The organism is Lutibacter sp. A80, from assembly GCF_022429645.1.
In the GTDB taxonomy this organism is placed as follows: Bacteria; Bacteroidota; Bacteroidia; order Flavobacteriales; family Flavobacteriaceae; genus Lutibacter.
Genome location: NZ_CP092480.1, coordinates 1,915,679 through 1,927,642 on the forward strand (window position 1 = coordinate 1,915,679; position 11,964 = coordinate 1,927,642).

Sequence of the window (11,964 nt, forward strand, 5' to 3'; positions counted from 1 at the left end):
CTATGCTGTCTTTATTTAAAAAAAACAAACATACAATTACAACGTTATTTCCTGAAACTTATATAGATATTCATTCGCATTTATTACCAAATATTGATGATGGCTCTAAAAGTTTTGAAGAATCTACCCTACTTCTAAAAAAGCTTTCTAGTTATGGAATTAAAAACTTTGTTATTACACCACATATAATGGATGGTGTTTGGAATAATACTACGCAAATAATAAATCAAAAACTTTTTGAATTAACTAACTATTTAAAATCGCAAGGCATAGATGATTTAAACATTAGAGCTGCAGCAGAATATATGATAGATGCTAATTTTGAAAAATTATTAAGTGAAAAAGACTTACTTACTATTAAAGACCAATATGTACTTGTAGAATTATCATATTTTAACCCTCCAATAAATTTAAATGAAATACTTTTTAATATTCAAATAGCTGGATATAAACCTATTCTTGCACATCCGGAAAGGTATATTTTTTACCATTCTAATTACAAAAAATATTACGAATTAAAAGAATTAGGCTGTTTATTCCAATTGAATTTACTTTCATTATCACAGCATTATGGTTCTAAAATAACTAAAATAGCTGAACGCTTATTAAAAGATAACTTAATAGATTTTACAGGAACAGATACGCACAATATACGTCATTTAAACACTTTAGAGACTATTAACAACAGTAAACTATTAAAGTTAATAACTCCAATTTTAGAAAACAACGCTAAGTTGCTTTAAACTAAACTCCGTAATAAAAGCTTTTTAAAAAGACATTATTTTTTGCCACCATTTTTTTGACTTAAGTCCTCTTTCGGTATAACCATAACCATACCCGTAACCATAGCCATACCCTCTTTCTAGATCGGTATCGTTTATTAAGGCTGCCATATTTGGCAAGCGCTTATCTTTATATAATTTATTAGGAATTTCTAGTAAGCGTTTGTCTAAAAAATTAGCTCTTACAACATAAATAAATAAATCTGCATTTTTACTAAATAATAAAGTATCTGTTACAATATTTATAGGAGCAGTATCAACAATTACATAATCGTAATGCGTTTCCCCATAAGCTAAAATTTCATCAAAACGGCCATTCATTAATAATTCTGAAGGATTAGGGGCAACAATTCCAGATTCTAAAATATCAAAATTAGTTTCTTTAAATTGCTCAATTACATCAGGCACTTGTAATGATGGATCCATTAAAAAATGTGAAAGTCCTTTTTTAGTAGATTTAATTTTTAAATATTCAACAATTTTAGGCTTTCGAATATCACCTCCAACTAACAATACTTTTTTATTTGTTAACGCCAATACAGATGCTAAATTTATAGCAATAAAGGTTTTCCCTTCACCAGCCAAAGTAGATGTTATAAATATAGTTTTAGAAGCTTTTTTAACGCTAGAAAGCATAAAGTTCACATTGGTTCTTAGCAGTCTAAAAGATTCTGATGTACTATCTCTATCCTTATCTGAAATAATTACTTTCTTTTCTGATTTAGATTGTGGGATATCTCCTAAAATAGGAATATCAACTAATGCTTCTACCTCTTTACGAGTGTGTACTTTATTATCTAATAAAAATAGAATATACAATGTTGCAAATGGTAAAATTAAGCCTACAAGTAAGGCTGCTAAAAAATACATTCTACGATTTGGAGCTACAGGATAACCACTACCATAAGCTTTATCAACAATTTTTGCATTAGGCAATGTTACTGCTAAAGAAATTGCATTCTCTTCACGTTTTTGCAATAAATACAAGTATAAAGATTCTATTATTTGTTGTTGCCTTTGAATATCTCTATACTCTCTCTCTTGTTTTGGAACTGCTGCAATTTTTGAATTAAACCTAACTTCTTGACTCTTTATATCGTTTAAAGATATTGTTAACGAAGATTTTAAGTTTGACAAACTCTGCGAAATATTTTCTCTAAATTGACGTAATTGTAAATTTAAATTCACAATTGTTGGATGTAGTTCACTTGTACTTTTTAATATTCTATTACGCTCTAACAAAACTTGGTTATACTTAGTAGTGCTTTCGGCAATTGAACTATTTTCTAAACCTAAGTCCGCAGGAATTAACTGCTCTCCATTTGTTGAAATATATTCATCAACAAAATCAACCAACTTTAACTGTGTGCTTAAAGCTATAATTTGCTTAGACAAATCATTTTTCGATTGTAAAGCAATTCCAGCCTCCGAAGAAATATCGGTTAACCCATTTTGGGTTTTAAATTGCTCTACACCTGCTTCAATAAGAGATAAATCCTTATCAATAATTGAAATTCTATCATTAATAAATTCATTGGTTCGCTTCGCTATTAAACTCTTATCTGTAACAGCATCATCATTATACTGCTTTATTAAATTATCAAGAATTTCTTGTGCTTTTTCATTAACCCTATCTCTTAAAATTAAACGAATAACACTAGAATTTTTAACTACAGCAACCTGAATTCTATTTCTATAACTCTCAACAACAGATTTTAAAGGAATAATTTTAATAATTGTTTCATCTCCAACTCTTAACTTATCCAAATCTTTAGGCGTTATAATAATATCTCCAAAAGGCAAACTTACTTTTTCTCCAAAAGCCACTTTTTTTTCATCTAAATTTGTTTTTACAACAATATCTGTTTTAGATTTTACAATAATTGAAAACGTAGTGCTTAAGTTTTCTAAAATAGAATCGCTAATTAAAAAATTAATATTCAGCTGCGAACTTTTATTAATAAATTCGGCTTCAATTACTCTTCCTTGGGTATAATAAGTAACATTTAATTTTAATTCTTTCGCAACTCTTTCAATTAAGTTTCTAGACTTTAGTAGCTCTATTTCATTTTCTAAAGATGCTTGTGAACTACCTACTAAACCTAAATCTTTAAATGCAGAAAGTTCATTATTTTCAACATCTTCAATTAAAATAGTTGCAGAAGCTTCATATAGATTTGGTGTATAACGTAAATAAACATAAACAATAGCAAGCGCTAAAAACGTGCTAAGCACAAACCATTTCCAATGGTAAACATACCGTTCAATTTCTTCACGTATATTTATGGTCCCCTCGTTAAAATTTATGGGGCTATGTTCCTTGTTTCCTTGCATATTATCGTGTTAAAATTAGCACTAAAGAAAGTAATGCAGAAGCTATTGAAATTAAAGAAGAAGTAGTTCCTATTGCAGATGAATTTACTTTTGCCCTGTTAGGCTCTACATAAACAATATCATTTTGAGCTAGGTAAAAATAAGGCGATTTAAACAACGTTTTATCAGTTAAATCTAAACGAATACTTTCTACTTTTTCACCAGTAGTTCTTAATAATAAAATATTTTTTCTTTTCCCTTGAATAGTTAAATCTCCAGCCATAGCAAGTGCTTCTGGTATAGATACTTTTTCGTTCTCTAAGTTGTAAGGCCCAGGAGATTTTACTTCACCTAAAATTGAAACTCTAAAATTTTCTAATCTAATAGTAACAATTGGGTTTGTAATAAATACCTCTAAGCGTTTAATTAAATCATTTTTTAATTGATTTGTTGTCAATCCACTAACTTTAATTTTCCCAAGCTCTGGGAACGTAATGTTACCTTCATTATCTACTAAATAAGTAATTGGATTTGAAGAACCTGTTTGCCCTCCACCTTGATATAAATTATAAACTATAGCAGCTTCAGGTTCACGAGCACTAACTGTAATATTTAGAATGTCGTCTGTTTGAATTTTTGGAGCATAATTTTTATGCAATTCATTTGATATCACCTCATCATTCTGAAAATAAATCATATCTTTTTTAGATGCACAAGAAGAAGCAATAATTAATATTAAAAAAAATAATCCAAAATTAAATAGGCTGTTTTTTTTCATTCTCTTTTTTTACAAATATATTTAATAAAAATTTGTTATTTATCTAGTGCTTCGTATTTTGAATTATTTGAAATAAACTCAGGAACAATTTCTTTCATTTTTAAAACCGTTAATTCATTATTTTCTTCATTATTAATAGCGCATAAATCTTTAATTTGTTGTTTAACAATTTTAGCTTCTAAAGGTATCACTTGAGCTATCATTATTTTTTCATTATGCGTTGCAATTGTATTTTCTGAAGTAGCTAATAGTTCTTCATAAATTTTTTCTCCTGGGCGTAAGCCTTTAATTTCAATAGATATATCTTCTGGGTATTTTAAACCTGACAAACGTATCATATTAACTGCTAAATCATAAATTTTAATAGACTCTCCCATATCAAACACAAAAATTTCACCTCCTTTTCCCATTGATCCCGCCTCTAAAACTAGTTGACAAGCTTCAGGAATTGTCATAAAATACCTTGTAATATCTTTATGAGTTACAGTTATAGGGCCTCCATGTTTAATTTGCGATTGAAATAACGGAATTACCGAACCATTAGACCCAAGCACATTTCCAAAACGTGTTGTAATAAATTTTGTTGTTTTATTACTACTACTTAAACAATTTATATACATTTCTGCAATTCTCTTAGTTGCTCCCATTACATTTGTTGGGTTTACAGCTTTGTCTGTAGAAATCATTACAAACTTTTCAACATTATGCAGTACCGATAAATCTGCAATATTTTTACTCCCCATAATATTAGTTCTAACGGCTTCGTAAGGATTTTCTTCCATAAACGGCACATGCTTATATGCTGCAGCATGAAAAACTATTTGAGGTTTGTATTTATTAAAAATTGTAGCAATTCTTTTTTTATTTTTAATATCAGCAACAATAGCTGTAATGTTTTCTATATTTTTATTTATAAAAAATTGTTGAAGATTATAGAGATCCGATTCTGCCTGATCTATTAAAATTAATTGTTTAAATTTAAAACTAGATACTTGCCGTACAATTTCACTCCCTATAGAGCCTGCTGCTCCAGTTATTAACACTACTTTATCAGTATATTCTTTATGTAATATTGGGTTGTTTAATTCAATAGGTATTCTTCCTAATAAATCTTCAATCTTAACAGTTTTAATCTGTTTTACTTGTAAGTCTCCATTTATCCACGTTTGTACAGCTGGCACTATTTTAACTTCTAAAGGTAACTTAGATAATGCTTCAACAATTTCAATTAATTTTGAAGGTTTAATTTTTTGAATCGCCAAAATTATTTCATCAACACTTCTTTTTTCAACAAAAAATTTATTAATTTTTTTAGCATTAAAAATACGAACTCCATTTAATTTACTACCAACTTTATGCTTATCATCATCAATAAACCCTACTATTTGAACTCTATTGGTTTTATCTTCTTTTAATAAAGAATGTACTAACATACCCGCTTCACCTGCTCCGTATATTAGAACTCTTTTTGCTACTGAAGAACCTGAGACTAAATAAGTATAAATCCCTTTATATAAAAACCTAATTGCTATTAATACAAATACGTTTAATAAAAAATGAATAGCAATAATTGATTTTGGTATTGTAAATTCTGGAATAATTTCAAAATGATGATTTACCATAACACAGGTAATCAAAAGCCAAAAAATTATTAAACTAGAAAATAACACATTAATAGAATCTCTAACACCTGTGTGCCTTATAACACCTTTATAAGAACCCACCAATAAAAAACTAATTAATGCAATAATTATTACAGCTGGTAGCTGCAAAATAAATTTTGAGGTATCAAAATTAAAACTAAAATTAAATCGAATTAAATAAGATATTATAAATGTATTAATTACAATATAAATATCAATTATCAATACAAGCCATCTAGGTGTATTTCGAATTAATAATTGTTTAAAAACTCTATTTAACATACTAAAAATTATTTAGAACCCCAATAACTCTATTCAATTCATTTTCAGTAATATTAGAACCACTTGGCAAACATAATCCCCTATTAAATAATTGTTCTGAGTTTCCGTTTAAAAAACTTAAACAATCTTTAAATACAGGTTGTAAGTGCATTGGTTTCCACAATGGTCTAGACTCAATATTTTCTTGTTCGAAAGATAATCTAATTTTTTTACTTATTTTATTAGAAGGCGTTAAAATACAAGTCAACCATCTATTTGAGTAATAACCCTTTGGCTCATTTAAAAATTTAAAATCTGAATTTTTAACTGTTGATTTATAAAAATTATAGTTAAACCTTCTTGCCGCAACGCGATCTTTTAGCACTTCTAATTGTCCTCTTCCTATACCAGCTACAATATTAGACATTCTATAATTATAACCAATTTGGCTATGTTGATAATGTTGTGCATTATCTCTAGCTTGTGTAGCTAAAAATACGGCTGTATCTTTGTCTTGTTTACTTTTACTAATTAGAGCACCTCCACCCGAGGTTGTTATTATTTTATTTCCATTGAACGATAAAATTGCAAGATCTCCAAAAGTTCCACATTTTCTATTTGATACTTTACTCCCTAAAGCCTCGGCACTATCTTCTATAATTGGAATTTCATATTTTTTCCCTAATTCGCTAATTTTTTCAACATTATAAGGCATACCATACAAATGAACCGCAATAATTGCTTTTGGCTTTTTACCATTTTTTATTCTGTGTAAAATGGCAATTTCTAATTGCTCTGGACACATATTCCAAGTTTCTAGTTCACTATCTATAAAAACGGGTGTTGCTCCTTGGTAAACTATCGGATTTGCTGATGCAGAAAATGTAAAACTTTGACAAAGCACTTCATCTCCCTTAGTTACTCCTAATAAAATTAATGCTAAATGTATGGCTGCAGTTCCAGAACTCAACGCTGCTATATGCGAACCTTCTTCTAAATAATTCTCTAAACTATCTTCAAAAGCATTAACATTTGGGCCTAATGGAGCTACCCAATTTGTATCAAATGCTTCTTGAACATATTTTTGCTCTGTACCTCCCATATGAGGAGATGATAGCCAAATTTTATTTTTCATTTGCATTTTTATTCTTTATGGATAGCAAAACTACAGTATTTATTCTAAAAGAGACTACTAATATTACTTCTCAGTTATTTAAAAAACTTGATTTTAAAGCAAAAAAGAAACTAAATAACTCAATAACAAAACGTACAAAGCTTCATTTTTTTAAATTCACTTGAAAATAGTATTTCTATATAACGAAACTAATATGCTTTTTATTCTTCTAAAGGATAAATTGTAACACTATATCCTAACCAATTTTGAAGTTTTTCGTAAATCAGTTCTTTATCTTTGATAGAAAAATCTTTAATTCTAGTTGTATGAGAACCTTTTTTAAGAACCACTTTTAAGGCATCTACATGTGGTTTTGGTGTTGGAGCACAAGCTCCCCAAGTATCATACTCTCCATAAATATAAAGTATATTTTTCCCTTTATTTTCTACAAAATCACGCACTTCATTAATATATGTTGGACTGTAAGTTAAGTCTACATTTTTAGGTGCAAACCTTAAATTTGTTGGTTCTTTAACCACTTGCAGCAAATCTTTAACCGGCGTGGTATCAAATCCGTAATACCCTAATTCTGTTAAATGCTGGTAATATGAAGGCAGTAAATCGTAATAGGTTTTATCGTTATAAAAACCAATACCAACAATTTTATTTATATAATTAAACATTTCTTTGGCTGATGCATTTTCATTAGGAATTTCTTCGCAACTGCCTCCCCACTGCCAAAAAGAAAAAGGAAATTCTAGCACACTATATTCCAATGCTTCTTCAATAGAAAGCTCTGTGAAATTCATGTTTTTTTCGGTGGCAAAGTTTGAAATTTCTAATAAAACCGCTTTTCTATTTTTTAAAACTTCTTGTTGAAATGCAGTAATTTTAGCACGACACTCTTCTGTTCCAATAGTATTAATATGATTTTGAGTTCTACTATCTTCCTGAGCATTAATTAGCGGTGCAACATAAGACACAGCAACATCTACATCCCAAGGGTATTTACTTTTGTGTATTAATACCGTCTCTCCTCCTTTGCTAATTCCCGTTGAAATCCATTTACCCGTATATAATCTTTTTAGTTTTGAAATTATTTTATGATAATCTTCAATAGCTAAATCGTTTTTTAAATATTGCCACGGAATGGTATCTGGACGCGATTTCCCATAAAAACGATATTCTACCTGCACTTGATTCCCTTTAAATATTTTACTTAATTCGTACGTTCTTGGAGTTGCATTATAACCTTCAGTAATAAAAACTGTTGGTTTAGTTTCATCTACATGCGATAGATAGAAATAATGTTTAAATGTACCTGCTTCAGGGTTTTTATGATCTAGTGGCTGGTCTAAAACTACTTGGTAAGCTTTGGTAAAATGGTCTTTTACCTCCATTTTAGAAACTTCAGCATTTGGAAATAATTTTTCAATTTTTTGCTGAAATGTTAAAATTACAACTGGTTCTAATTTTACTCTACAACCAACTAAAACAGTACTAAGGGTTATAAATAAAAAAACGGATTTAAATAATTTCATGAAACTTGTTTATAGGTTTAAGTTAGTAATAGGTTTTTTCACCAACTTTACTTAATAATTAAATTATATAACAAAAATAAGAATTAAAATCAGATAAATTTTTAATAATTTAATTTATCATATTTCATATAAACAACTAAAATTCCAACTGAAAAGTAGTGGGCTTCAATTTTATTGATAACTATTAAAATTATGTATTCTATAAGAATGCTCGAACTATTTTACGTACTTAAATCAAGCGTTTTTCAATATACCTGGAATTCATAATTCTTAAAGCTCCCATATATTTCATTTTAAAAGAGACTACATCTCCAACTTTGTATTTTTTACGTGTAACATTTAAATCTACCACCAACATATCTGAACTTGCACCTATAAATGTAATTTTTTTATCTACAGGTTCTAAAAAATCTGTAGTCGCAATATCTAACAAGCCAACATCTAAAATACCTCTTTTATGTGTAGTTCCATAATCTTCTGGATCTATTTCTAGTATTTCTCCGGAAGGATTTTCTTCTAAATCACCATAAGGAATTATAGGTTTTTCTGTAACTTCTATTATTTCAGCATGCAATAGAAACACATCGCTTTTCATTTTTGGAATAGTTTTGTTTGAAAACAAATCAACTCCAAAAAACAAGGTCTCTCCAATTCTAAAATGATTTACACCTTTAGGAATTTGCTTTTTCTGCAACAAAGGAATCATTACAGAAGAACCACCTGTTACATTTTCAATTCTTTCACCAAATTTAGCTTCAATCAATTGCTCGTATAAACTCAATTGAATTAATTTATCTTTACTTGGCATAACACCACTCAAGCAATTTAAATTTGCTCCAATACCCACAACTTTTATGTTAGGTAATCCAAATACTTTTTTATAAAACTCTAATAAATGTTCACCTAAAATACCTTCACGCAAATCACCAAGTTCTATCATAATAATTATACGGTGTACTTTATTTTGCGCTTTAGCCTCTTCAGACAACCATTTTATAGTTGAATATTCAGTATTAAAACTTACATCGGCATATTTAATTACACTTTTAATACTTCTTTTTGCTGGTGGTTTAATATAAATAGTTTCAACTTCTGGATTTATAGATTTTATAGTTTTTAAATTTGTAAGTCGCGCATCACAAACTTGCTCTTTTCCTAACGACAATAAATACTCTAGAAATTGCTTATGACCACATAGCATTTTTACTACTGGAGCCCATTCTTTATCGTGTTTTTTAAAGAGTTCTTGTAAATACTTATAATTTATTGATAATGATTTTTTATTAAGTGTTACATAAGCCATAACTTAATTTTTAATTGACAAATAACTAAATAAGGATAGTAAAATACCTATTATAATTGGGTCTAACCCAAACGGTATGGGAGCCTGTAAAATAGATAATATTAAAGTAGAAAAACCGCCTAACAACATAGAAACAAGTGCTGCTTTAGGTTTTCTTTTCTTAGATATTAGAATTCCTAATACAGGAATTAACAATCCAGAAACCATAAAAGAATAAGAAAGTAACATTAACTCTAATACACTCTGCATTGAACTTGCAATTAAAATAGCCAATCCTCCAATTATAAAGGTTGTAATTTGTGAAATTTTAATTGTATTGGGACTTAAATCTTTAAATCCTAAAATATCAGTAACAAAATTTCCCGAAGCTGCTAAAAGACAACTATCTGCTGTTGACATAATTGCTGAAAAATAAGCAGATAACATTAAGCCCATAAAACCAATAGGAAGCACTTTTTTTAATAATAGAGGCATTCCAATTTCAGGATCCATTAACAAAGCATTATCAAATCCTGCAGAAGCAAATAAACCTTGTTCAGCTGCTACACGAGCAAATAAACCTAGAATTACTCCCATAAATGCCATAATAGGATATTCAAATAAACCAGCAATAAGCCAAGCTTTTTTGGCTGTTCTTTCGTTTTTACAAGCATAAATTCTCTGGTACAATGTCATACCAACAAACCAAATAGGAACAATAATTACAAACCAATTCACCAACTGAACCCAAGTAACATTTTTTAAAGAATAAAATTTACTAGGCAATACATTAACAATTTCATTATAACCACCTAAATAGTTATACGAAGCTGGAATTCCTATAAAAATTAAACCTGCCATTAAAATAAGCCACTGAAAGGTATCTGTATAAATAACAGCCTTCATGCCTCCAAAAACAGTATACACAAGGGCAATTCCGCCCATAATTAATAAAGCATCTAATAAATCTAAACTCGGAAAAGTTCCAATAGCTAATTTTGCACCCGCTAAAAATTGAGATGAAGTAAAACCCAAATATCCTATAAAAGATATAACACCAGCAACCATAGCTACTGTTACACCATAATTATGTTTTAAAAATTCGGGAAATGTTAAAAAACCGTATAAGTTACCTTGCTTTACTACTTTTGGAATTAAAAATACTGCACTTAACCAAGCACCTATTAAACCTGTAAATAGCATCCAAGAACCGGAAATTCCCATCATAAATCCCAAACCACCTAAACCTATAGAAAATCCACCTCCAACATCTGTAGCCACAACGGAAAGACCAATATGTGCACTACTCATTTTTCCACCACCAATATAATAATCTTTTACATCCTTATTCTTTTTGAAATAGTAAAAACCTATTCCAAGAACTAAAATCATGTATATTACAAAGACTATTACGTCTATAGTTTCCATAACTAATTTCGGCTATTTTTTTAAGCGCATTTCTAAATACTTGTTTTCAAAACCTAGTTTTTCGTACAAAAATTTTGCTGGATTATTTGGTTCTACATGCAAAGCAATATCGCCATCTGCAGTTTCAATTGCTTTTTGCATTATTTTTTTACCAACTCCTTTACCCCTAACTTTATTATGAACTGCTATATAAACAAGAATATTTTCAGGAATATAATCTTCCATTCCCGTTTTATTAACTATTGTAATTCCTAAGTTTTCGGTTTCATCACTTAAAACCAAAACAAAACCACCCAATCCAGCATCAGAATCTTGCACTGCAAAATTTAAGCATTTTAGGATAGCTTCTTTTTCATCGCCAAAAGCTTCTAAATGTGTATGAAGGAAATTAACAATTTCTTGTTTTTCGTCCTCAGAAGGTGTAGAAATTTTATTGTAGATTTTAAACTTAAACATTTCTATTGGTCTTGTTGATCTCGTAAATGTTGTTTATACTCTGCTTTTTCTATTTGTTTTCTTCTTTTAACCGACTTTTTAGTAAATTGTTTACGGTCTCTTAATTGATTTAATATTTTGGTATTTCTAGTCTTTCTTTTATAACGTTTTAAAGCTCTATCTATATTCTCACCTTCTTTTACAGGAATTATTAACATATAATTTTATTGTTTTTTAAATTTTACGCTAAAATACAAAATAGTTTCTACAGAAACTATTTTTAACAATCAATTTTTTTTAAGATATACTATAAATTCCTACAAAAAATTCAATATATTTAATATAATTATACATTAAATATTTAATTTCTTATTAGTTTCTACAGAA

10 protein-coding genes are annotated in these 11,964 nt (G+C 28.8%); 1 reads left to right on the forward strand and 9 read right to left on the reverse strand.

Features of this window, described 5'->3' with window-relative positions:
• Positions 1-2 precede the first annotated feature (2 nt).
• Positions 3-743, forward strand: a complete 741-nt coding sequence (locus MHL31_RS08165) for a tyrosine-protein phosphatase (RefSeq protein WP_240228760.1) — start codon at positions 3-5, stop codon at positions 741-743.
• A 24-nt stretch (positions 744-767) separates the two neighbouring features.
• On the opposite strand, the gene MHL31_RS08170 is transcribed toward MHL31_RS08165, so the two are convergent.
• The 9 genes from MHL31_RS08170 to rpsU all read right to left on the reverse strand — a co-directional run bounded on the left by MHL31_RS08170 (position 768) and on the right by rpsU (position 11,795).
• On the reverse strand, positions 768-3,116 hold the full coding sequence (locus MHL31_RS08170) for a polysaccharide biosynthesis tyrosine autokinase (protein ID WP_240228763.1): 2,349 nt from the start codon (positions 3,114-3,116) through the stop codon (positions 768-770).
• 1 nt (position 3,117) lies between these two features.
• Positions 3,118-3,873 carry a polysaccharide biosynthesis/export family protein gene (locus MHL31_RS08175; RefSeq protein WP_240228764.1) on the reverse strand — a complete coding sequence of 252 codons (756 nt, stop codon included), beginning with the start codon at positions 3,871-3,873 and terminating at the stop codon, positions 3,118-3,120.
• Positions 3,874-3,908: 35 nt separating this feature from the next.
• The gene (locus tag MHL31_RS08180) at positions 3,909-5,798 is read right to left on the reverse strand and encodes a nucleoside-diphosphate sugar epimerase/dehydratase (RefSeq protein ID WP_240228765.1); all 1,890 of its coding nucleotides are present in this window, start codon (positions 5,796-5,798) and stop codon (positions 3,909-3,911) included.
• Position 5,799: 1 nt separating this feature from the next.
• Positions 5,800-6,912 (reverse strand): DegT/DnrJ/EryC1/StrS aminotransferase family protein, encoded by a 1,113-nt coding sequence (locus MHL31_RS08185; protein ID WP_240228766.1) that lies wholly within the window; start codon positions 6,910-6,912, stop codon positions 5,800-5,802.
• Between the two features lie 200 nt (positions 6,913-7,112).
• Positions 7,113-8,432 carry a S28 family serine protease gene (locus tag MHL31_RS08190; protein ID WP_240228767.1) on the reverse strand — a complete coding sequence of 440 codons (1,320 nt, stop codon included), beginning with the start codon at positions 8,430-8,432 and terminating at the stop codon, positions 7,113-7,115.
• A gap of 229 nt (positions 8,433-8,661) precedes the next feature.
• Complete coding sequence (locus MHL31_RS08195; protein WP_240228768.1) at positions 8,662-9,735, reverse strand: alanine racemase; 1,074 nt, start codon at positions 9,733-9,735, stop codon at positions 8,662-8,664.
• A 3-nt stretch (positions 9,736-9,738) separates the two neighbouring features.
• Positions 9,739-11,142 carry a sodium:solute symporter gene (locus MHL31_RS08200; protein ID WP_240228769.1) on the reverse strand — a complete coding sequence of 468 codons (1,404 nt, stop codon included), beginning with the start codon at positions 11,140-11,142 and terminating at the stop codon, positions 9,739-9,741.
• A 12-nt stretch (positions 11,143-11,154) separates the two neighbouring features.
• Positions 11,155-11,598: a GNAT family N-acetyltransferase gene (locus MHL31_RS08205; RefSeq protein ID WP_240228770.1), complete on the reverse strand. Its 444-nt coding sequence runs from the start codon at positions 11,596-11,598 to the stop codon at positions 11,155-11,157.
• Between the two features lie 2 nt (positions 11,599-11,600).
• Positions 11,601-11,795 carry a 30S ribosomal protein S21 gene (rpsU, locus tag MHL31_RS08210; protein ID WP_240228772.1) on the reverse strand — a complete coding sequence of 65 codons (195 nt, stop codon included), beginning with the start codon at positions 11,793-11,795 and terminating at the stop codon, positions 11,601-11,603.
• Positions 11,796-11,964 lie beyond the last annotated feature (169 nt).

Bases quoted from the DNA above. Each gene is read 5' to 3' on its own strand.
- MHL31_RS08165 (WP_240228760.1), top strand. From the start codon at position 3: ATGCTGTCTTTATTTAAAAAAAACAAACATACAATTACAACGTTATTT.
- MHL31_RS08170 (WP_240228763.1), bottom strand. From the start codon at position 3,116: ATGCAAGGAAACAAGGAACATAGCCCCATAAATTTTAACGAGGGGACC.
- MHL31_RS08175 (WP_240228764.1), bottom strand. From the start codon at position 3,873: ATGAAAAAAAACAGCCTATTTAATTTTGGATTATTTTTTTTAATATTA.
- MHL31_RS08180 (WP_240228765.1), bottom strand. From the start codon at position 5,798: ATGTTAAATAGAGTTTTTAAACAATTATTAATTCGAAATACACCTAGA.
- MHL31_RS08185 (WP_240228766.1), bottom strand. From the start codon at position 6,912: ATGAAAAATAAAATTTGGCTATCATCTCCTCATATGGGAGGTACAGAG.
- MHL31_RS08190 (WP_240228767.1), bottom strand. From the start codon at position 8,432: ATGAAATTATTTAAATCCGTTTTTTTATTTATAACCCTTAGTACTGTT.
- MHL31_RS08195 (WP_240228768.1), bottom strand. From the start codon at position 9,735: ATGGCTTATGTAACACTTAATAAAAAATCATTATCAATAAATTATAAG.
- MHL31_RS08200 (WP_240228769.1), bottom strand. From the start codon at position 11,142: ATGGAAACTATAGACGTAATAGTCTTTGTAATATACATGATTTTAGTT.
- MHL31_RS08205 (WP_240228770.1), bottom strand. From the start codon at position 11,598: ATGTTTAAGTTTAAAATCTACAATAAAATTTCTACACCTTCTGAGGAC.
- rpsU (WP_240228772.1), bottom strand. From the start codon at position 11,795: ATGTTAATAATTCCTGTAAAAGAAGGTGAGAATATAGATAGAGCTTTA.